20 protein-coding genes and 1 tRNA gene are annotated in these 21,397 nt (G+C 65.0%); 12 read left to right on the top strand and 9 right to left on the bottom strand.

Going from position 1 to position 21,397, the window contains the following annotated elements:
* The first annotated feature begins 217 nt into the window (after nucleotides 1-217).
* Together ACYCVF_RS06980 and ACYCVF_RS06975 are read left to right on the top strand one after the other, a co-directional pair.
* Nucleotides 218-718 carry a hypothetical protein gene (locus ACYCVF_RS06980; RefSeq protein ID WP_459604528.1) on the top strand — a complete coding sequence of 167 codons (501 nt, stop codon included), beginning with the start codon at nucleotides 218-220 and terminating at the stop codon, nucleotides 716-718.
* 12 nt (nucleotides 719-730) lie between these two features.
* Entirely contained in the window at nucleotides 731-1,204 is a 474-nt protein-coding gene (locus tag ACYCVF_RS06975; protein ID WP_459604527.1) for a hypothetical protein, read from the top strand.
* A 162-nt stretch (nucleotides 1,205-1,366) separates the two neighbouring features.
* Here ACYCVF_RS06975 and ACYCVF_RS06970 read toward each other — a convergent pair whose 3' ends face one another.
* The 3 genes from ACYCVF_RS06970 to ACYCVF_RS06960 form a co-directional block, all read right to left on the bottom strand.
* The gene (locus ACYCVF_RS06970; RefSeq protein ID WP_459604526.1) at nucleotides 1,367-2,296 is read right to left on the bottom strand and encodes a CobW family GTP-binding protein; all 930 of its coding nucleotides are present in this window, start codon (nucleotides 2,294-2,296) and stop codon (nucleotides 1,367-1,369) included.
* 3 nt (nucleotides 2,297-2,299) lie between these two features.
* A complete protein-coding gene (locus tag ACYCVF_RS06965) occupies nucleotides 2,300-3,790 on the bottom strand; it encodes an amidohydrolase family protein (protein WP_459604616.1) in 1,491 nt (496 codons plus the stop codon).
* Nucleotides 3,791-3,973: 183 nt separating this feature from the next.
* Nucleotides 3,974-5,182, bottom strand: a complete 1,209-nt coding sequence (locus ACYCVF_RS06960) for an alpha/beta hydrolase family protein (RefSeq protein WP_459604525.1) — start codon at nucleotides 5,180-5,182, stop codon at nucleotides 3,974-3,976.
* Between the two features lie 894 nt (nucleotides 5,183-6,076).
* Here ACYCVF_RS06960 and ACYCVF_RS06955 point away from each other — a divergent pair.
* On the top strand, nucleotides 6,077-7,102 hold the full coding sequence (locus ACYCVF_RS06955) for an alpha/beta hydrolase (RefSeq protein ID WP_459604524.1): 1,026 nt from the start codon (nucleotides 6,077-6,079) through the stop codon (nucleotides 7,100-7,102).
* A gap of 21 nt (nucleotides 7,103-7,123) precedes the next feature.
* Here ACYCVF_RS06955 and ACYCVF_RS06950 read toward each other — a convergent pair whose 3' ends face one another.
* Nucleotides 7,124-9,010, bottom strand: a complete 1,887-nt coding sequence (locus ACYCVF_RS06950) for a DEAD/DEAH box helicase (protein WP_459612927.1) — start codon at nucleotides 9,008-9,010, stop codon at nucleotides 7,124-7,126.
* A 208-nt stretch (nucleotides 9,011-9,218) separates the two neighbouring features.
* Complete coding sequence (locus ACYCVF_RS06945) at nucleotides 9,219-10,139, bottom strand: LysR family transcriptional regulator (RefSeq protein WP_459604522.1); 921 nt, start codon at nucleotides 10,137-10,139, stop codon at nucleotides 9,219-9,221.
* Nucleotides 10,140-10,278: 139 nt separating this feature from the next.
* Between ACYCVF_RS06945 and ACYCVF_RS06940 the strand changes: the two genes are divergently transcribed.
* Genes ACYCVF_RS06940 through ACYCVF_RS06915 form a run of 6 tightly spaced genes read left to right on the top strand, consistent with a single transcriptional unit; the run spans nucleotide 10,279 to nucleotide 14,845 of the window.
* Nucleotides 10,279-11,292 (top strand): ABC transporter substrate-binding protein, encoded by a 1,014-nt coding sequence (locus tag ACYCVF_RS06940; protein WP_459604521.1) that lies wholly within the window; start codon nucleotides 10,279-10,281, stop codon nucleotides 11,290-11,292.
* On the top strand, nucleotides 11,289-12,029 hold the full coding sequence (gene rutB, locus ACYCVF_RS06935; RefSeq protein WP_459604520.1) for a pyrimidine utilization protein B: 741 nt from the start codon (nucleotides 11,289-11,291) through the stop codon (nucleotides 12,027-12,029). The genes ACYCVF_RS06940 and rutB overlap by 4 nt, the downstream gene beginning before the upstream one ends.
* Nucleotides 12,026-12,412 (top strand): pyrimidine utilization protein C, encoded by a 387-nt coding sequence (gene rutC, locus ACYCVF_RS06930; RefSeq protein WP_459604519.1) that lies wholly within the window; start codon nucleotides 12,026-12,028, stop codon nucleotides 12,410-12,412. The genes rutB and rutC overlap by 4 nt, the downstream gene beginning before the upstream one ends.
* Before the next feature lies 1 nt (nucleotide 12,413).
* Nucleotides 12,414-13,214 (top strand): ABC transporter permease, encoded by an 801-nt coding sequence (locus ACYCVF_RS06925; protein WP_459604518.1) that lies wholly within the window; start codon nucleotides 12,414-12,416, stop codon nucleotides 13,212-13,214.
* Nucleotides 13,215-13,247: 33 nt separating this feature from the next.
* Entirely contained in the window at nucleotides 13,248-14,039 is a 792-nt protein-coding gene (gene rutD, locus ACYCVF_RS06920; protein WP_459604517.1) for a pyrimidine utilization protein D, read from the top strand.
* Entirely contained in the window at nucleotides 14,036-14,845 is an 810-nt protein-coding gene (locus ACYCVF_RS06915) for an ABC transporter ATP-binding protein (protein ID WP_459604516.1), read from the top strand. Before rutD ends, ACYCVF_RS06915 begins: the two co-directional genes overlap by 4 nt.
* Nucleotides 14,846-15,438: 593 nt before the next feature.
* On the opposite strand, the gene ACYCVF_RS06910 is transcribed toward ACYCVF_RS06915, so the two are convergent.
* Together ACYCVF_RS06910 and ACYCVF_RS06905 are read right to left on the bottom strand one after the other, a co-directional pair.
* Nucleotides 15,439-15,513 (bottom strand) — tRNA-Glu (locus ACYCVF_RS06910).
* Between the two features lie 56 nt (nucleotides 15,514-15,569).
* The gene (locus tag ACYCVF_RS06905; RefSeq protein ID WP_459604515.1) at nucleotides 15,570-15,914 is read right to left on the bottom strand and encodes a hypothetical protein; all 345 of its coding nucleotides are present in this window, start codon (nucleotides 15,912-15,914) and stop codon (nucleotides 15,570-15,572) included.
* Here ACYCVF_RS06905 and ACYCVF_RS06900 point away from each other — a divergent pair.
* From ACYCVF_RS06900 to ACYCVF_RS06890, 3 genes are all read left to right on the top strand, one after another.
* Nucleotides 15,913-16,935 carry an RluA family pseudouridine synthase gene (locus ACYCVF_RS06900; RefSeq protein ID WP_459604514.1) on the top strand — a complete coding sequence of 341 codons (1,023 nt, stop codon included), beginning with the start codon at nucleotides 15,913-15,915 and terminating at the stop codon, nucleotides 16,933-16,935. The two genes, ACYCVF_RS06905 and ACYCVF_RS06900, sit on opposite strands and share 2 nt — an antisense overlap.
* Before the next feature lie 219 nt (nucleotides 16,936-17,154).
* A complete protein-coding gene (rpoH, locus tag ACYCVF_RS06895; protein ID WP_459604513.1) occupies nucleotides 17,155-18,054 on the top strand; it encodes an RNA polymerase sigma factor RpoH in 900 nt (299 codons plus the stop codon).
* Between the two features lie 360 nt (nucleotides 18,055-18,414).
* Nucleotides 18,415-18,807, top strand: a complete 393-nt coding sequence (locus tag ACYCVF_RS06890) for a hypothetical protein (RefSeq protein WP_459604512.1) — start codon at nucleotides 18,415-18,417, stop codon at nucleotides 18,805-18,807.
* A gap of 98 nt (nucleotides 18,808-18,905) precedes the next feature.
* Here ACYCVF_RS06890 and ACYCVF_RS06885 read toward each other — a convergent pair whose 3' ends face one another.
* Nucleotides 18,906-19,532, bottom strand: coding sequence for a peptidoglycan recognition protein family protein (locus tag ACYCVF_RS06885; RefSeq protein ID WP_459604511.1), 627 nt, complete (start codon nucleotides 19,530-19,532; stop codon nucleotides 18,906-18,908).
* Between the two features lie 133 nt (nucleotides 19,533-19,665).
* Complete coding sequence (locus ACYCVF_RS06880) at nucleotides 19,666-20,874, bottom strand: GGDEF domain-containing protein (protein WP_459604510.1); 1,209 nt, start codon at nucleotides 20,872-20,874, stop codon at nucleotides 19,666-19,668.
* Nucleotides 20,875-21,397: the final 523 nt, after the last annotated feature.

Below are 21,397 nucleotides of genomic sequence, written 5' to 3'. Positions count from 1 at the left end.
GGTCTCCGCGATCGCGTCGGTGACGCCGGAGATGTTTTGCCCCGCAATTCCGCGGGAGAGCTGCCTGCACGCTCCTTCCGAGATGCGAGTTCTTCCAATCTAGAACACCTCGACATCGCCTCTGCGAGCGTTGACTTGGAAAGCTCTCTGGCTGAACGATCGGCGCAGATCATCCGCGCCAGCTTTGACGCGAGCACAGCCAAAGGCCAGAGGCTCAATGCATCAATCGACACATACCAGGCCGCTCGATCTTCCTGCGCTGAGCGCAGCGGAGCGGCTCTTCATCTGGGGATTTAGGGCGAAGGCACGCCGCGGAGGCGCCGTTCCGACTGCGGCCGACATCAAGGAAGTGTACGACCATTTCCGCGTGGGCGACGCCGTTCCCTCGCTGGAGTCCATCATCGAGATCTTCGCCTGCACGGCCCATACGGCAATTGAAGTGCACTGCCCGACTTGTCCACGCATGTCGGACAGCGAGCACGGACTTCTGCGCGCCATCGCCGCCGCGCAGCAGGACCGCGTCGAGGTTGCCCGCGAGCAGTTTGAATGCTGGCTGCCGCCGGTCGGCGCCGATTGGGCGCTCGCGCCGGTGCTGGGGCTTGCAACGATCTTCCGCATGGCCGGTCTCATCCTGCCCGACCGGCACGTGCGGTCTCTCGACCATGATCGGATCATGGCGATGAAGAGCTGGCTGGTCGGGAGCCCCACGCTGCACTGACGAGGACGTCTCATGATGCAGGATGCGCGCGATTGCGTGGCGATCGCGGACGCCGGCCAGTCGCAGCTCTGTCCACTCAAGGTCGCGCTTGCGGCGCGGCCCTGCGTCGAAAGCTACGATGAGTTCTGCCGCGTCGCACTGTCGCTGTGCCGGTTCATCGGAGCGGCTTACGCCACTGGCGCTTCCGATTGCTGGGAAGCGGCCTATCGCTTCGCTGACGAGGCACCCGGCGTTGCCGACAGCCCGCTGCTGGTCGCACGGGCTGCCGCGCTCGTCCGAATCCTGCGCAGCGGCCGGCCGTGCGAACTGTGCTTCATGCCGCCGTCCTGCCGGCGCCTCTCGAAAGACGAGGCAGAATTGATGCGCCTGCTGGCGGTCGCACGCCGCAGGCAGCCGGGCGAGCTGGAATCCGCCGTCTGCCAGTTTGTCGGCAATGAGAACGAGATTGCGACCACGCGGGCAGTCAACGCGCTGGCGTTCTGCTGACGCTTTGACGGGTTCCAGTCGCATCTGGAGCGGCCTTGCGCTAGCATATCGCCATGGAGGCGCAGTGCTCGATGCCCTCCATGAAACCTCCAGACGATCCCAGCGCAACCACCGCTGGGATCGTCGTTCTGGATGGCGCCGCACGGTTGGGGGCGGATCGCGCTACCCGCCCGCAACGCACGCCTCCATGATGCCGTCGAGCTCCGCCTTCGAGAGCAGCCCAAGCTCGGCGATGAAGACGATCCGCGTCCGTGCCGCGCCTGCTGTCGGCGCATCGCCCGGCGCGAGCGTGGCGCGGCCGCCGGCGAACTGAAACACCATTGGGCGTCCCGGCTGCTCGATGCTCTCGAACAGTCCCTTGGCGCGCGCGAGCTTCGGAGCCAGTCGGTTGATGGCCTGCTGCAAGCGGGGCAGCGAGACCGGTTTGTCCGAGGTCCAGCTCAGCGTCTCGAAGCGCTCCTCTGCCGGTCGCCGCGGGCCCAGTTCGCGCGGCGCGGGCGGGCGGTTGACGTCCGCGGGAAACAGCAGCGCCGCGGGAATCTCGCCATTCTGCGCATCGACCACGACGGCGGGAACACGCATCGCGCGGATGGCCGCGCGCATGCGCGCCCCCGCGCCCGCGTCCGCCAGATCCAGCTTGCTCAAAGCCACGATATCGGCGACGCGCAGCTGCGAACGCTGGAGCGCGTCGTCGAGCGCGGCAGGCGGCGCCGTCGCATCCATCACGCAGAGCACCGTCTCCAGCGGCGCCTCGCGCAGGATCACCGGGTCCATCAGATTGCGGACGATGTCGGCGGGATCGGCGACGCCGCTGGTCTCGATGACGATATAGTCGGGCTTGGGATCGCGCCGCAGCAGCGTCGAGAGCGTGCGCAGAAGATCGCCCTCGAGCGAACAGCAGATACAGCCATTGGCAAGGCTGACCACGCCGTCGCTGGCGCCCACGATCAGCTCCGCATCGATGTTGATCGCGCCGAAATCGTTGACCACGGCGGCAATCCGCCGCCCCTCCGCATGGGCCAGCAGATGGTTCACGATCGTGGTCTTGCCCGCCCCCAAAAATCCCGTCACCAGGAGAATGGGGACCGGCACGGCTCAGCCCTCGACCACGGGACGGCGCACGGCCTTACCCGGCCGCGCCGCCTCGTCCAGCACGCCGCCGGAGATCAGCGGCTGGCCGCTGACGATGAGATGGCGCACGCCTTCCGACGGGCGGTTCATCGCCGTGAAGGTGGCGCGGTCGCTGAGCTTCTCGTAGTCGAACACCACGATGTCGGCATCCGCGTCTTTCGCGAGCCGGCCCTTGGCGCGCATCGCGGGCGTGCTCTGCGACAGGATCTCCGCCGGGATCAGCGCACATTTGCGCACGCCTTCCAGCAGCGACACGGTCTTGCGCTCGCGCACCCATTCGCGGATGAACTTCGTGAAGCAGCCGGCTGAGCGCGGATGCGAGGTGGCGTCCTCCGGCAGCGGCCAGGCATCGCCGGTATAGGTGCTGCCGTCGGAGAGCGTCCACGGCATCGCATCGGACGCGATCGCGCCGCCGGGATACAGCACGGACATGTCGAGCAGGTCGCGGTGATGCGCATTGTGCTCGGTGTCGAGGATGTGCCAGAGCACCAGCGAGGACGGCTCCTCGGCCTGCGCCTTGAGCAGTTCTTCGCGATCGTGGAAGCGATAGCCGTCAGTGACGCGCTGCACGGAATCATAGCCGGTGCCGTTGCGCTCGACGAACTCGGGATCGCTGAAGAAGGCGGCAGCCAGCACGGTCGAGCCGGTGCCGTAAGGATAGGCCTCGACCGTGATCGGCAGACCCTGCGCCTGCGCCTTCTCGATCAGAACGCGGCATCGCTCGACGTCGGTCTTGCTCGACGAGTTGAAATGGCAGATGTGCATGTGCGCGCCGGTGGCGCCGGCATAGCCGATCAGGCGGATATAGGCTTCCGCCGCGCTCTCGGGGTCGATGCGCGACATGAATGCGACATGGGTGAAAGTCGGCACGTCCTTGGCCGCGGCGAGCTGGCAGACCGCCGTCAGCTCCTGCACGCCGGCGCCCGGCGCATAGGCGTTGAGGATGCCGATCCCGATGCCGCCCTCGTTCAGGCCGCGCGCGAGGCGATCGAGGATGCCGGCGAGCTCGGCTTCGCTCGCGACATTGTCGATCCAGCGGCGGTCGCGCATGGCGTTGCCGAACGCCTCGAGCGAGCTCTCCGCGTTGGAGCCCGTCATCGCGCCGATGCGGGCAAAGGCCCAGTTGGTGGCGGCGCCGTAGTTCAGCACGCGTCCCATCCGAGCCTGCCGCTCGTACCAGGATGCGACCGGCAGCACGCCGGCCTCGAGATCCAGCGTCGTCGTCACGCCGTCGAAGGCCTGCATGCGGTCGGCCGGGATCGACTGGCCATGCGCATGCAGATCGATGAAGCCGGGCGCCACCACGAGTCCGGTCGCGTCGATCACCCGCTCGGCGCCGCCGAGGCCCGTGCCGACCGCGGCGATCTTGCCGTCGATCACGGCAATATCCCCCACCGCGTCCATGCCGCTCGCGGGATCCACCACCCGTCCGCCCGAGATCACCAAGCCGCCCATATCGTCACTCCACCACGAAAGCCGTCGCATCTGCCGGCCTCATCCCGGCCTCATCAAGACAGATTTTCACGGCAACGACCACCTCCAGCGATGCCAAGGCGGCATGCAGAGCGTTGTATGCCCTCGGACATGCGTGATGGATACACAGCGTCTGGCCGGGCTCGTCCCGGCCTGACGGCCGCATCAAAGCCCGTCGAACCACGCCTTCCACTTCGGCACAGCCGTCGCAAAGGTGCCGCGATGGGTGGTCGGACCGGTGGAAACGGCTTCGACCGCCGGATTGCCGTTCCCGATCGCACGCTGATAGGTCATGGGGAGCTGACCGAGACCGACCGTGATGGCTTCATCGCTCTCGCCGTAATAATTGCGGACCGGGCTCTTGACGATCCAGCGATACGCCTGCGTCTGCGCGACCAGCCGCCCATAGGCCGATGCCGCGAAGAACTGCGGATCGAAATAGTCCGGGCGGATCAGCTTGTGCAGGTCGGTCGGCACGTCCGCGGCAGTGAAAGGTTCGCGCATGTAGGCCTTACGCGCCACGTCGTAATAGGCATCCGCGATCAGCGAACGCGCAAGCCCGGGCACGCCGTAATAATTCTCGAAGGCAAACGCCGTCAGGATGAACAGCGAATTCACCCAGCTCGCATCGTTCTTGCGCGGGAAGCTGAGAAAGCCGTTCAGCGCAACGAATGCGTCGACCGGCGCGCTCGCGGTCGCGGCGGCGTCGACCTTGATGCCCGATTGCTCCAGCTTCTCCAGCATCGCCATGGTCACGAACCCGCCTTGCGACCATCCGGCGAGAAACAACTTGGTCGTGGTGAGCTTGAGATGATCGAGCACGGCACGGCTTGCCGTCAGCATGTCGTAGGTCGCCTGCTGGTGGCTCGCCTTCACCATGTAGCCTTCCGGCTCGGCCGACGTGCCCAGCCCGAAATAGTCGGCGCCGATGACGATGTATCCCTGGCCCGCGAACTGCGCGATCATCAGCTGGGTTTCGGGCGACTGGTCGGGAAATGAGGGCACCTGCTGCTTGCCGTAGACCGTGCCGTGCTCGTAGGACAACAGCGGAAACGACGTGGCCTGTCCTTCCGGAATCGCGATCAGGCCGGACGCGACCGTCGGCTTGTTGTCGCGCTCGGGCACCACTGACGAATAGGTCACGCGATAGAGCCGGACGGGATTGCGCGCCCGACTGTAGGTTACGGTAATACCGGCGAAGGCGGGCGTATCGACCTGCAGAATCCTGTTCAGCCGATCGACATCCCAGCGCGCAACGAACTGATACTGTATCGCAGCAGACAATCTGACGGGCTCACCATCCTGTGCCTCCGCCGGCCAAATGGTGATGACGTGAAGCAGGACGAGGAGGAAAGAGCGCCAGAGCGATGTCATGCAGGGACCCATTGAGAGAGGATGGGCCGGTGCTACACGGTTTGCATTGAAATTGTGTTTCGCATTGCTCGCGCCATCAGGAATCCGCCTATGGTCCTGCGGGGCACTCGAGCATGCTCGCAACCGCGCGTCTGCGTTCTCGCGGCAGTTTTTGCCCGAGTCATGCTTTCTCCTCACCCTTTCCGAAACGAAAGGGCGCAGGGAAGACCGGGCGCCGACTGGCACCCATAAGACCCCCATGCTGAACGGATGCACGCGCAATGCACAGGGGAGACACAGGGCAGCCGAGACCAGGCCTTCCCTGCGCGATGGTTTGACGGCCTATGCCGCGCTCTCCCGGGAGCCGAATTCCTTCTGGCCTCCCTCACCTCCGCGAAATGCACGGCACCGCGCCGGTTGACGCGCTGACGCCTTCGCCAAGGCTTGACCGTAGCAACGACGGCCAGGACCACACGGTTTCGCCGTACGCAGGGGCGCCGTTCGTCTTTGCGGGTCACGCCATGCTCACGAGGTTCATCTCGCCCTGCACGTGCAAGCTCCGCCTTCAACGCCGCCCACGTCCACCGCATTCCCAGCCCGCGCTCGAAACGACGTACGACCGCCCCTTGGGTGGGCTGGGATGGCCAAAATCTACGACAAATCCGAATTTCGGTAAAGTGGAATATTTTCGAGGACGGGGGTTGACAGCACGTTGCGCTGTTTCGCTTACCGTCAGGAACTCCATCCGCGACTTGGCCGATACCGCACTCCGGACCGGTAATTTCCAAGGACCAGCGCGACGCCATGTCATGTGCATGACTTCGCAAAGCAGGCTCCGCCGTCTTCTCGCCCCCATTGTCATTCAGGGAGACGTCGGGGCGGCGTGATGGTGGGCAAAGTTCCCAAGGGTTCCATGTGATCGACCGACGTCTCCTGCTACGCGATTCCCGTCATTCCCTCTCTCGCCGCGCTTTCCTCGGCGGACTTGCGTCGGCCGGGAGTGCCCTCGCGCTCGGCGGATGCGCCGGCCTGGGTGCGACCGGCGCACGCTTCGACGCGTCCTCGCTCTCCGCTGACCCAACATTGCTCGTCATCACCACGCGCAAGCCCGTGAACGGCGGCCGCAGCAAACCCTGGTTCGGACCGGAGCGCGCGACGAGCATGACGGTCGCGCAGGCCAGGCTGGTCGCCCCGGACGAGAGCCGTCTTTCCCTCGCCTCCGTCGGACTCGGGAATTGGCGTCTCGATCGGATCGAACCGGTGTCGGCCGAAGCCGGCGATCTCGCTGCCCAGGCCGGCGGCGGAGACGTGCTGATCTATGTGCACGGCTTCAAGCAGACGTTCGAGACGGCAGTGCTGGATGCCGCCCATCTCTCCGATGGAATCAAGTTCCGCGGACGGACCATGGCGTTCTCCTGGCCCTCGAAGGCAGGATTGTTCGACTATGCCTATGACCGCGACAGCGCGATGTGGTCGCGCGACGATTTCGAACGCGTGCTCTCTTCCCTCGTGTCGGCCCCCGGTGGCGGCCGCGTGCACATCGTCGCACACAGCATGGGAACCATGCTGACGCTCGAAAGCCTGCGTCAGCTCTATGCAAGATACGGCGACACGGTGACGAGCAAGATCGGAGGGGTCGTGTTTGCCGCGCCCGACATCGACATGGACGTGTTCTCGTCGGCGGTCCAGCGGATCGGCCCGCTGGCCGGCAAGATCACGGTGATCGCCGCGACGAACGATCGTGCACTGGCGCTGTCGGGACAGCTCGCAGGCGGAATGACGAGAGTCGGCGCCGCCGAGAAGGCCGCCATCGCGCGGCTCGGCGTGCGCGTGGTCGATGCGTCAGCGGAAGGCTGGGGCATCATCAACCACGACCTGTTCCTGTCGAATGCGGAGGTGCAGCGGGTGATCCGCCGCTCGATCGACGGCACGATGGCGTGAGGGAGATACCGCGGCGTTGCTCTAGGCGATCAAGCGCTGCACCAATGCCGACTCGCTCGAATACGTCAGGAGCGCCTCGTGAGTTGCCCGGGTCACCCCAACATATGTCAGCCGGACGCATTCCTCGACGGTCTCGCCGTGGCGTCCGAGCAAGCCCAGGCCGGCGATGGCGACGCAGGGAAACTCCAGCCCTTTCGCACTGTGCATGCTCAGGAACCGCACGGCCACCCGCTTGATCGAAACTCTGTTGCGATTGTCCTTGGCCATGTCGATCGGCACGTCGTGCCTGGCGAGGATCTGCGCGACCCGCCCGCCGACCCAGTGCTCCGGGTAGAGACACGCCATCTGCGACCATTCGTAACCGGCCCTTTTCCGGTCGAGAAACCACTCGGCGACGCAGTGAGCTTCCGCGTCGATGCTCACGCAACGCCGCACGGCCGGCTCCAGTCCCTGCCGACCCGCATCTTCGGGCAACAGGATGGCGTGCTCGTCGTCGGCCGTGATGCCGGGAGCGCCGATCACGTCTGCCGCGAAGCGTCTCGCGAAGGCGACGATTTGCGCCGTGTTGCGGTAGTTGACCTTCAACACGGTCGTTCTGCCCTTCGCCTCGATCCCGAGCTGACTCCACACCGGGCGCTCACGCCCCTTGTAGATGGCCTGAATATCGTCATAGACGACCATCAGCGCCTTCGTGCGCGGGTTCACCATCCTGGCCGCAAGCGCGAGCCATTGCGGCTCGAAATCGTGTGCCTCGTCGATCAGGACGGCGTCGTACTGCTCCATCGGGATGTGGCCTTCGTCTACGGCCTTCATGACCTCCGATACGCTCGCAGCCAGTCGCTCGGCATAGTCCGGATAGTCTCGCTCGGATGGTGCGGGAATCCCATAAGTCCGCAGCATCCGGTAGCACCATGAATGGAAGGTGAGAACCTGAACGCGGTTCTCCACGCCCCTGCTCTGCATGGCATCTTCAAGGCGCCCGGCGATGCCATTGGCGTAGCACAGGATGAGCACCGGCTTTGCCGCCGCCCGTGCCAGATACTCGGCGCGAAAGGCAAGGATCAGCGTCTTGCCCGATCCGGCGACGCCTCGAATGATGCGATGGCCCTCTCCCAGACTGCGCGCGAACTGCTCTTGATGCAGGTCCATGACCGCAAGCGTCCGGTCCGAGGGATTGCCAGTCGCCTCGTCCAGGGGCAGGGCAATCTGTCGGATGCGGATCTCGGGAAAGAGCAGTGCACGCAGCCGGTCGAACTGCGGCATCGATAGCGGCTCTCCAAGACGCGGATAGACCATGCGCCACAATCTCTCGCGGAATTCTTCGGGATCTGCGGCCTCCGTCATTTCATCCTTAAAGAGACATAGATGCTCGGCCAGCACCTCCTTGAGATTGGTCTGATCGAACTGCTTGCGCGTGATGTTCGTGAACACGGCCCCGAAGCCGAAGGGAATGACGGGGCGGCCGGCCAAGCGATGACCGGGCGGAAACAACAAATGCCCATCGCGCTCCAGCGTGCGCACGACGTCGAACGTATACCTGCGCGCCTGCTCGAGCGGATTGCTCTCCCGCACGACACCACGGCTCGTCAGCAACTCGACCTTGGTCTTGTCCGCCGAGACGATCGTCTCCAGGCGCCAGTCTTTCACCTCGAGCACGAGCAACCCGTTCGCGGGATGAACAATGATGAAATCCGGATGCCGGTTGAGAGGGCCGATCGGGAGGTTGTGCCAGACGACGGCGTTCTCTTCGAGGAAGTCCTTGAGCCGCTCCGCGAGGCGTAGCTCCCCACGGCTGTCGAAACGTGCGAAGCCCAGACTGGGGATCAGGATGGCCATGTGACGACAGCGAATGCCATTGCGGACCACAGTGCGCCAGATCTGTCGCAGCGTGGTCTCTCCAGGCTGCATGGTTGCCTAAAGAGTGCAGGTTTTCAATGGGTTGGGATTTGTCCGGAGCGGCGGATCATCCATGCCCCGGCCGGCTGAAACATAAAGTCGAAAAACAACCCCATGCATAGTAGCCATGAGGTTGATTGCACTACGATTTCCCGATCGTACCGAATCTGGTCGGCCGGTTGCCCTTCCCGACGGCCGTGATCGCCGTTCGTGACCGCCGTCAGCCCGAGACCGCTCGATCCCGGATCGCCTGCGCGCCCGCCAGAATGCCGCGTTGGAGCGCGCGTGCGGCCGGCGAGAGATCGCGCCCGATGCGCCAGATCAGGTAGAGCTCGCGCTCGATCACCGGCTCGACCAGCTTGCGCCAGGTGAGCACGGGATGGCTGGCCTCCGGCCAGGCCAGGCTCGGCAGCGGTGCGACGCCGACTCCGGCCTCGACCAGCGCCAGCAGCGTCGCCGGATGCTCGGCCTCGTGGATCGGCGTGCCCTGACCGAGCTCGGCGACGCCGCGCTCGATCTCGAGCCGGATCCCGGTGCCCGATGCCATCACGACGAGGCCGGCCTTGGAGGCTTCCGCCCAGCTGACGGCGTCCCGCGCGGCAAGCGGATGGTCGCGGCGCATCACCAGTGCGAAACTGTCGACGAGCAGCCGCGAGGCATCGAGCTCGGGATCGTCGCCGGGAACGTTGGCAATGCCGAGATCGACGTCGCCGCCGCGCAGCGCCGCGAAGATCTGATGCCGTGAGATCTCCTTCAGCGTCACCGCGACCATCGGATGCTCGCGCTGGAACGCGGCGAGCACCCGCGGCATCAGCCGCAGCGCCACCGACGGCACGCAGGCCACCGTGACGTGACCGCGGCGGTGCTCGCGCAGGTCGCGCAAATCCTGGAGCTGGCGATCGAGATCGGCGAGCAGGCGCTGAATGCCCGGCATGAAATCCGCGCCGACCTTGCTGAGCTGAAGCTTTCGCGTGGTGCGATCGAGCAGCCGCACGCGCAAGCCGTCTTCGAGCTGGCGCACCAGCTGGCTGACCGAGGATTGCGACAGGCCCAGCGACCGCGCCGCGGCGCTGAAGCTGCCGGTCTCGACCACACGGACGAAGGCGCGGAGCTGCTTTAGGTCGAGCTGATCTATCAGCATTGCTAATAAATATATCTCTCTATTCCGGATTGCTAATGAAAATCGCTGGTGCAAGGATTTTGGGCGAAGACCGGAAATGATCAGAAATTGAGCAGATGGGGCGCTATCCCCCTGTTCTCACAATTCGAAGGAACGCGACGTGATCACCAGACGCGACCTCATGAAATATTCCCTGCTGGGCGCTGCGACGGCCCCCCTGGCCGGTTTCTCGACCCCGAGCTTCGCAGCCGGCAAGGTGGCGATCGCCGAAGCGCTGCGGCTCGGCATGTACAATTCGCTTTATGTCGCGGCCGACAAGGGCCTGTTCGCCAAGCACGGTCTCGATGCCGATCTCTCCACCGCGGGCGGCATCGCGCTGCCGGTGCCGATCCTGCTGTCGGGACGCGGCCAGATCGGCGTGACCAGCCCGGGCATGTCGGTCAACGCGGTGCGCGAGGGCGGCAAGATCAAGAACATCGCCAAGATCGTCGGCGGCGTGTCGATGTGGGGCATTGCGAAACCCGACAGCAAGATCAGGACGATCGAGGATCTGCGCGGCAAGACCATCGCCACGTTGAAATTCCCCTCGTCGACCATCCAGGTGCCGACCTATGCGATCAAGACCGTCGGCAAGTTCGATCCGAAGGAAGCCGGCGTCACCTTCCTCGAGCTGCCGCCGGGCGCGCAAGCCGCCGCCGTGAAGGACGGCCGCGCCGACATCGCCACGGCCTTCGAGTGGGACGTCAGCATCGCCGCCGAGCAGTTCGGCCTGGTGCCGGTGCTGTCGTTCGCCGACGTGCTGGGATCGCTCTGCTTCACCACCGCGATGGCGACCGAGGAAACCATCGCGAGCAACCCGGCCGCCGTTCAGGGCTTTTGCAACGCGATCGCCGAAGCGCAGAAGCTGATGCATCAGAACAATTCGGTCTTCACCGAGGTCGCCGAGAAATACTTCCCGAAGGTCACGCCGTCGGTCGTCGCCAGCGCAACAAAGAACTTCTTCGGCTCGAAGACCGCAATCCCGCGCAACCCCACCATCTCGGCGGACGAATGGGACCGCGCGATGCAGCTCGAGCAGGGCGGCGGCGCGGTGCAATCCGCGCTGCCCTATGCGCAGATGGTGGACAACCGCTTTGCCGAGCAGGCCACCCGGCAGTTCGGGCTGGCGTCATGACCGTGGACACCTCGCCCGCGCGCGATCAGCGCTTCGTCACCTTGCCGGCACGGCCCGAGCCGCTCCGGCTCGCGGTCGACCAGACGGCGGTCGTCGTCGTCGACATGCAGAATGCCTATGCCTCGCCGAACGGCTATCTCGACCTCGCCGGCTTCGACATTTCCGGCGCCAAGGCCGCGATCACGGCGATCCAGGATGTGGTGAGCGTTGCGCGCGGGGCGGGCGTTCCCGTGATCTTCTTCCAGAACGGCTGGGATGCCGACTATGTCGAAGCTGGCGGGCCGGGTTCGCCGAACTGGCACAAGTCGAACGCGCTGAAGACCATGCGAAAGCGGCCCGAGCTGCAAGGCAAGCTGCTCGCCAAGGGCGGCTGGGATTATGCGCTTGTCGACGAGCTACAACCGCAGCCCGGCGACATCGTGGTGCCGAAGACGCGCTACAGCGGCTTCTTCAACAGCCAGTTCGACAGCATCTTGCGCGCCCGCGGCATCCGCAACCTCGTGTTCTGCGGCATCGCCACCAATGTCTGCGTGGAATCGACGCTGCGCGACGGCTTTCACCTCGAATATTTCGGCGTGATGCTGGAGGACGCAACGCACCAGGCCGGGCCCGACTACATCCAGAAGGCCTCCATCTTCAACATCGAGACATTCTTCGGCTGGGTCTCGACCGCGAGCGACTTCCGCCGCGCCTTTGCCCAGACCGAGGCCGTTCCAGCAAAAGAGGACTCGCCATGACCGACCGCGCCATCATCCCAACCGGGACTCAGGCTCCCATCGCCCCTTACTCGCCGGGCATGATGGCCGACAACGTGATCTACGTTTCGGGCACGCTGGCGTTCGACGCCAACAACGACGTCGTGCACGAGGGCGACGCCGCCGGCCAGACGCGGCACATCCTCGAGACCATCAAGCGCGTCCTGGAGACGGCAGGCTCGAGCCTGGCCGACGTCACCTTCAATTCGATCTTCATCACCGACTGGGCGAACTATGCGGCCGTCAACAAGGTCTATGCCGAATATTTCCCCGGCGAGAAGCCAGCGCGCTACTGCATCCAGTGCGGCCTCGTGAAGCCCGCCTGCCTCGTCGAGATCGCCTCGATCGCGCACAAGAGGTCGTGAGGTGGCCGTGCTCGACGCGGGCCAGACTGCGATGACCGGCGGCACGCGCTTCAAGCTGCCGCCCGCGCTTCGCATCGCGCTGCTTCAGATCGCGCTATTGGCCGCGCTGCTGGCGGCGTGGGAGCTCGCGATCCGCTTCGGCTTCATCGCCGTCTATCTGTACGGCCAACCGAGCGGCATCATCGCGAAGGCGGGCAAGCTGATCGCCAGCGGCGAGCTGCTGCGGGATGCTGCGCTCACCGCATGGGAAGCCGTCGCCGGCTTCCTGATCGGCACGGTACTCGGCAGCGCTGCGGGATTGTCGCTGTGGCTGTTTCCGACCGGCGCGGCGGTGCTGCGGCCCTACCTCGTCGCGCTCAACGGCCTGCCGAAGATCGCGCTGGCACCGCTGATCATCGTCTGGTTCGGCATCGGCCTCTCCTCCAAGATCGCGATCGCAGCGATCATCACCTTCATCGTCGCAGTCATCACCGCGCTGCAAGGAGCCAAGGAGGTCGACCCCGATCTCGTCAAGCTGCTGCGCTCGCTCGGCGCCTCCAGGTGGAAGACTTGGCGCACCGTGATCGTGCCCGGCGCGATGCCGTGGATCGTCGCGGCGTTCCGCCTCAATGTCGGCTTTGCGCTGATCGGCGCCGTGGTCGGCGAGTACATCGCCTCCAAGGAGGGCCTCGGCTACATGATCTACTACGCCGGCGTGCTCTACGACCTCAACGCGGTGTGGGTCGGCATCGCCACGCTGATGGCGGTGGCGCTGCTCATGTACGGCGCGATCGACCTGATCGAACGTCGCCTGCCCTCCTGACCCGACACGCAACACCTCGATAGCTGGGACGTCATGGCTTTTGCACGCGGCAAGGATGCCGAGATCTATTACGAAGTTCACGGGCGCGGTACGCCGGTTCTGCTCTCGGCCGGCATGGGCGGCAGCGGCTCGTTCTGGGCGCCGCAGCTGGAGGCGCTCGCCGCGCGACATCAGGTCATTCTCTACGATCACGTCGGCACCGGCCGCAGCGCGGCCAGCCATCGCAGCATCGCCGGCATGGCCGACGACGTCGCCTGCGTGCTCGACCATGCGAATGTCGATGCGGCCCACGTCGTCGGCCACGCCATCGGCGGCATCGTCGGCATCGAGCTGGCGCTGCGCCATCCGAAGCGCCTGCGCAGCCTCACCGTCGTCAACGGCTGGGGCCGCGCCGATCCGTTCCTTCGGCGCTGCTTCGAGATCCGGAAAGCACTGCTCAACCAGTCCGGCCCGAAGGCCTATGTCCGGGCGCAGCCGCTGTTCCTCTATCCGCCGCAATGGATCTCGGAGAACATCGCGCATCTCGATGCCGAGGAAGAGAATATCCTGAAGCACTTCCCCTCAGTCGAGACGATGAATGAGCGCATCGACATGTTCCTGGCCTTCGAGGGCGGCCGACGCCTGCGTGAGATCAACGTGCCGACGCTGCTGTCGGCTGCCAAGGACGATGCGCTGGTGCCGGCCTATCTCACCCGCGAGCTCGCCGCCGCCATTCCCGGCGCGCGGGTGCACGAGATCGATTGGGGCGCGCACGCCTTCAGCGTGGTCACGCCAAAGATATTCAACGACACGCTGCTCGACTTCCTGAAGGAGGTGGACCAATGAACGCACTGGCGCAGAACATGTCAGGGCTGGAGCCGATCGTGCTGCGCGCCGAGAATATCGGCGTCACCTTCGACGGCGCCGGCAAGCCGGTCGAGGCGATCCGCAAGGTGGATTTCGAGCTGCACCGCGGCGAGACGCTGGCGATCGTCGGCCCGTCCGGCTGCGGTAAGTCCACGCTGTTCAACGCCATCGCCGGCCTGCTGCGGCCGACCCGCGGCCATGTCGAGGTGGCCGGGCGCCGCGTCGACGATGCCGCCGGCCATGTCGGCTACATGTTGCAAAAGGACCTGCTGCTGCCGTGGCGCAGCGTGCTCGACAACGTCATGCTCGGGCTGGAGATCCGCAAAACGCCGAAGCCGCGTGCACGCGAGATCGCCCTGGAGCTGATCAAGGCTTACGGCCTCGCCGGTTTCGAGCACGCCAAGCCGGCGGCGCTATCCGGCGGCATGCGCCAGCGCGTCGCGATCATGCGCACGCTCGCCTTCGATCCCGAGGTGATCCTGCTCGACGAGCCATTCTCAGCGCTCGACTTCCAGACCCGCCTCTTGATGCAGGCCGACGTCTCCCGCATCATCGCCGAGCGCGGCAAGAGCGCGATCCTCGTCACCCACGACATCGGCGAAGCCATCGCCATGGCCGACCGCGTGCTGGTGCTGAGCGCACGGCCTGCGACGGTGCGCGCGCTGCACCTGATCGAGCTGCCGCGGCAAGGCCGCGATCCCGCCGCCCTGCGCACCGACCCGCAGTTTCAGGATTATTTTGCGAAGATATGGGCCGATCTGGAGAAGCCGGCTGGCGTGGCGTGAGGCGTATCTCGCCGCGGGTCAATGCCGGGCATTCGCGCTGTCGGGACAGACCGCGGGTGGAATGAACAGGGTGGGCGCCGCCGAGAAGGTCACGATAATGCGGCTCGGTGTGTGGTCGATGCCTCAGCGGAAGGCTGGGCGATCATCAACCACGACCTGTCCTGTCGATTGCGGAGGTGCAGCGGGTAACCCGCCGTTCAATCGACCGCATGACGGCTGAGGGACGGGCCGTGCCGGCCCGTGGGGAAGGCTTTTTGCCGCTGTAGCTTTCTCGATGCCCAGGGCCAACCCGCTTCCTAATCCTGGAGCGCCTCGACGAGGGCGGCTCTGTAGCGAGCGATTTCCTCAGAGCTGAGTTCCTGTCGATGAAACGTAGTTTGGCTAGCGACACTTGAGTACGGCACGAAGCGAAGGGTCAATCATCAAGTCCCTAACTACGCATGAGTTTCGGGAAAGCGTTAGCTGAGCCTTGCGAGAACAGAGCGCGATCGGGAGGGCTTACACGGATCGCTCAGATTGGCCGCCAGTACCGACACTCCCCGAACAATCAATCCGGACGCGCGGCAGTGCACTTAGGGGAAAGGGCTCCGAACTGGCGCTCCCTAGGGGAATCGAACCCCTGTTTCAGCCTTGAGAGGGCCGCGTCCTAACCGCTAGACGAAGGGAGCGTGAGGGCTAGCCAATAACCTCGAAATTTGTCCGCCGCAAGGACCGAAAGGCCGTTTTACGGCTCGTTGGCAAATTTCAGCTTTCCGGCCGGCTTGAGGGTGTGGGCGTCGAAAGTGCGGATCTCGGTGATCCCGCCGACGTCCAGCGTAACCACGAGGCGGTCGCCGGCGACACCGGTCGAGACGATCCTGGCGCCCTTCGGCAGGGTGGCTGTGACGTCGCCCAACGGTTCGGGCGCCCTTCCCTCGGACTTGAAAAGGCGGTAGCCCACCGCGATCAGCACGGCGCAGAACGCCAGCGCCGTGGTCAACCCCGCGATCAGCATCATCCGCCGCACCCGCGCGAACAGCGCGGCCTGTTCGGGGGTCGGTTCGGGAACAGCGGTATCAGACGTCGTCATGGAAAGTCTCGGCCCTAAGAGTCTTGGATCTGCGCAAAGGTTGGAGGTCGTGGTCGCCGGCAACGAGGGCTCGGCCCGGCTCGACCGCGTGCTGGCGGCGCGCCTCACCGAGCTGTCGCGATCGAGGCTGAAAGCCCTGATCCTGGCGGGCGCAGTGCACCTGAAGGCCTCCGCGGTCCGCGACCCCGCTTATCACGTCAATCCCGGCGATACGATCACAATCGACGTGCCGGAGGCGGCCCCCGCCGAGCCCAAGGGGGAGGATATCGCGCTCGACATCGTGTTCGAGGACCACGACATCGTCGTCCTCAACAAGCCGAAGGGACTGGTGGTGCATCCCGCGGCCGGCCACGAGACCGGCACCCTGGTGAACGCGCTGATCGCCCATTGCGGCGCTTCGCTGTCGGGCATCGGCGGGGTACGCCGGCCCGGCATCGTGCACCGGCTCGACAAGGACACGACGGGGCTGATGGTGGTGGCCAAGAACGACCTCGCCCACGCCTCGCTGACCGCCCAGTTCGCCGACCACGGCCGCACCGGCGCGATGCGGCGCGGCTACATGGCGTTCGCCTGGGGCGTGCCCGGCCGGCATCGCGGCACTGTCGATGCGCCGATCGACCGCCATCCGCATGCCCGCGAGAAGATGGCGGTGCGCCAAGGCGGCCGCGAGGCGGTGACGCATTGGGAAATCCTGGAGAGTTTTGCCGGGCGCGACGGTCAGCCGGTGGCCGCCTTGCTCGCCTGCGAGCTCGAGACCGGCCGCACCCATCAGATCCGCGTGCACCTCGCCCATATCGGCCACCCGCTGATGGGGGATGCTGTCTATGGCCCGCATTTCAAGACCAAGGCCAACCAGCTTGGCCCTCAGTCACAAACCGCTTTGGTGGCGCTGGGGCGGCAGGCCCTACATGCTTACCTGCTGGTATTGGAGCACCCGAGGACGGGAGAACTTCTTCACTGGGAGGCGCCTCTGCCGGAGGATTTGCTTCTCCTCGAACACGCCCTGAAAGCGGCGCTATGACGCAGGCCGCTTCAGAAAGCCTTTACATTACAAAAAGTTATAGCTGCCACACGGGGACGTGACGTCAGCAATCCTTCCCTTTTTGACCCCTGATGGGGTATATTGCGCCTGCGTTGAAATGACCAACGCGGAACATCGCAGCTACGGCCGGCTTTAACACAGCGGTCGTCTGCCTGGCCCGCCGCTATCGGGGGCCTGAACCTTTTTGGAGGGCGCACTATGGCCCGTACCGCTTCTTTGCCGGTCCTTAATGGAGAATCCGGCCTATCTCGCTACCTCGCCGAGATCCGCAAGTTTCCGATGCTGGAACCCCAGCAGGAATACATGCTCGCCAAGCGTTGGCGCGAGCATGACGATCGCGACGCGGCACATCAACTCGTCACCAGCCACCTCCGTCTCGTGGCAAAGATCGCCATGGGCTATCGCGGCTACGGCCTGCCGATCTCCGAGGTCGTCTCGGAAGGCAATGTCGGCCTGATGCAGGCGGTGAAGCGTTTCGAACCCGAGAAGGGGTTCCGTCTCGCTACCTACGCCATGTGGTGGATCAAGGCGTCGATTCAAGAGTACATCCTGCGTTCCTGGTCGCTCGTGAAGATGGGCACCACCGCGAACCAGAAGAAGCTGTTCTTCAACCTGCGCAAGGCGAAGAGCAAGATCAACGCGCTGGACGAAGGCGATCTTCGCCCCGACCAGGTCGCGACCATTGCCAAGCGCCTCGGCGTGACGAATCAGGACGTGATCGACATGAACCGCCGCCTCGGCGGTGACGCTTCGCTCAACGCTCCGATCCGCGACGACGGCGAAGCCGGCGAATGGCAGGACTGGCTGGTCGACAACACGCCCAACCAGGAAGCCATGATGGCGGAGCACGAGGAATATGATCACCGCCGTGACGCGCTGAATGGCGCGATGGGCGTGCTCAACCCGCGTGAACGCCGCATCTTCGAGGCCCGCCGCCTCGCCGATGAGCCGATGACGCTGGAAGACCTTGCCGCCGAGTTCGGCGTGTCGCGTGAGCGCGTCCGCCAGATCGAGGTCCGCGCCTTCGAGAAGGTGCAGTCCGCGGTCAAGGGCACGATCGCAAAGGCCGAACAGGCCGCACTGGAAGCGGCGCATTAAAGCGGGGCGGGTCCAGCGCTAGAAATTGGCGGATCGATCGAGACGAAAAGCCGGCGGCAACGCCGGCTTTTTTTCTTGTGATGGCATTACCCCCGTGGGTCGCCCGGATGTGTCAGTCCGTCGAGATTGATGGTGCTTGTCGCAAGCCACCGGCTCGTGCATGTGCTGCGGCCCCGGCGCGATCCAGCGCCGCGCGCTTTCAAAGGGAGGCGGCATGAAGTTGAAATCGATACGTTCCGACCGCCGCCCACAGGTCGCCGGCGACCGTTCCTGAGCTGAACGCCGCTTCGCGGCTGTTCTTCCGTTCATTTAGTTTGGCTACGAGGAGCGTGACGCAACACGGCGTCGCGCCGTGTCGTCATGTATTTGCGGTTCGTCACACCGCTCGTCCACCCGCACAGCCGCGTGGAGAGCGGGTTCTTTCGCGCGTCCTGGTATCTTGACCGGACCAACTGCCCCGACTGGATTCGGCACGAGCTATCAGACCAGTTCACCTGGTTTGCGCAGCATCTGCCGATCCCGGGGCGCATTGCGCGGCACTTCAAGCGGCGCGATTCGATCTGGGGCATCTGCTGGTTCGATCCCCAGGCCCGCGAAGCGGTCAGCCGCGCGCGCTACTGCGCCTGGCTGCTCGAGGAAGGGGGCCTGCCGGTGCGTGCGATCACAACTTCGCACCAGCGCGAAGTGATCTGGCGCGATGCGCATCAGATCGTCACGAAGCCTTCGGCCGACCTTCCCAAGGCATTCCGCTGAATGGGAAGGCTGGCTGGACTTCGGCCGTCCTTGATGGCCGTTCGGCACGGCGGCTTCGGCCGCCGATCGCCGAACGCGCCCGTGGCGGGACTCCTCGCCTACTCACCCCAAACCCGTGCCAGCGTCGCGAGCCAGCAGCCTTCGCAATAGCGGGCGTCCTTGTAGTCGATCCAGTTGTGGGCGTAGACGTGGTCGAGCGGGATGTCGTAGCGCGCGCGCAGCACCTTCACGAGGATCTTCCACGCCGCGACCTGCGCTTCGGTCGGTCCCGTCGCGACGTCGGGAAAGTTGCCGGCGAACTCGACGCCGATCGAGTTGTCGCGCACCACCTGGCGGTAGGTCGACCTGTTGTCGATGTACTTGTTGTCGTTGCGGTTGGCGCCGTCGCCATGGGTCGGCACCATGTTTTCGTCGACCGCCCAGTAGACCGTGCCGTCGGTCTCGACCCAGACCGTGACGCCGCGCCGTGTCGGGTTCTTCGCCTGCGCTTGTGCGCCGCCGCGCGCCGAGCCCGCAGGTCCCTCGGTCTGGTGCACGATGATGTTGCGCCAGGGTCTCGCGTTGCGGACGTCGCCCCATGGCGCGAGCCAGACGATCTTCAAGCCGGGAATGTCGGGCGTGCCGGAGGCACGCGCGAGCCTTGCGAGCTCGGCATCCGTGGCAGCGGCGGGGGCGATCAGAAGGAGAGCGGCCAAGACGGCCGCGGAAAGGCGAAACATCATCATGCGAGGTCCAATGCGGCCCAAGCCTAGAGCATGATCAGAAAAGTGTGCAGCCGTTTTCCGAGAAGATCATGCTCGAACAACAACCCGAAGCGCGATGACGATTCATCCTGATCGCGTCGCGCTTTCGCGGGCTTTATGCGAATTGCCTCAAGGCCTCGACCTGGTCGGGCGAAAGCGGCGGGGCGGGATCATGGATCGCGAAATCGTTCTTGCCGTTCTTCTTGGCGGCATAGAGGGCGTGGTCGGCATGGGCCATCAGACGGTCCGGGAATTGCCCGATGCCGCGATCCCACTGTGCGACCCCGATCGAGATCGCGATCGGAATGTCGCTGCCGGTGCAGCTGGCGGCATCCTGACGGCAGACCTCGAGCACGCGGCGGGCGATCGCGGCAGCGTCGCGCAGGGAGGAGGACGGCAGCACGATGCAGAACTCGTCGCCGCCGGTCCGGGCGAGCATGTCGCCTGGCCTCAGGCGCGTCTGCGCCATCAGGCTGAAGTGTTTCAGGCAGGCGTCGCCCGCGGCGTGGCCATGGGTGTCGTTGATGGCCTTGAAGCCGTCGATATCGATCAGCAGCAGCGAGAACGGCGCGCCGCTGCGCTCCGAGCGGGCGCACTCCTCGGTCAGGCGCTGCAGCAGATGCCGCCGGTTGGCAACGCCGGTGAGATCGTCGAGCAGCGCAAGGTCCGCAACCTCGTTGCGCAGCCGCTCGATCGCCATCAGGAGACAGGCGAAATTCCAGCCCATGGCCAGGAACACCAGGAGCAGGATCATCACGGACTGCAAACCGTTGAAGTTGATCGCGGTGATGGCGCCGCCATAGCCCAGTAGCGCCGCACTGGAGCGGATCACGTGAATGGACAGGAGCAGAAATCCAACGATCGCGGCGAGGCGAGCGCCGGGATTTTCGCGACCGTTCTGCTGGCTGAGGAGCAGCGGCAGCGTGAGCACGATCGGGGTCGATTGCGCCAGCGAGTAGATCACGACCCGCATCGGCATGTTGTCGACGACGACCAGGAAGAAGGCGAGGCCGGCGCCGCAGAGCAGCGAATGGGCAATCGCCGCCGGCCAGGACACCGGCCGGTGATAGAAGCGGATCACGCCCATGCAGGCGAGCCACGACGAAAAGATCATCAGGCCGCCGCCGCCGATCAGCGGAAAGCGCGGATCCATCACGTCGCGCAGCATCGAGATCGCCGCGCCTGCCGCAGCCAGCACCGCCGCGGCCGTCCAGTACCGCGCCGCCTCGAATTTGGGATAGGCGTGCGCCACATAGGCCCAGATCAGGCCCAGCGCCAGGAAGTTGATGACGATGACGGTCCAGAGTGTCGGCACGCTCAGCATGGCGACTGCGGGACGCGCATGGTCCCGCCCTCTTCGTTTGGCAACTGCCCGTACATACCCGCCCCCGTGTTCTTGCGGCGATCATGCCCGCGGCGCGCTTAATGGAGTCTCACCGCAATCGCACAAACTTGCGCATTGGTTGTGGATTGATGAATCCCGCGAACGGATACCGGCATCGTTAAGCAAGCCCTGCGGCGGACGAGCGGGCCGTGCCACGGCGTGCCGCGAAGCGGATTCGCGGACAGAAATCACCCGAAAATGCATCTGAGCTGTGGATAACGCCATGACGGAGATATGACAGCGCGGGGCAGCCGCCTCCGAATCTGCTGAGTTTGTCATCGAGGATGTTGCGAGGCTGGCCCTCCGCCGAGCATCCCTCGTGTCGCGTTCCACCATTAACCCTTGAGAGGATACTATGGCTAAGAAAGCGAAGAAGGCGGCGAAGAAGAAGGCGAAAAAGGCCAAGAAGGCGGCGAAGAAGAAGTAACGAGGCTTCTGTTTCTTTGCCCGGGTGGGGTCTCGC

It is taken from the genome of Bradyrhizobium cedriense, from assembly GCF_054602315.1.
This window is presented reverse-complemented; position numbering and strand designations above follow the sequence as displayed.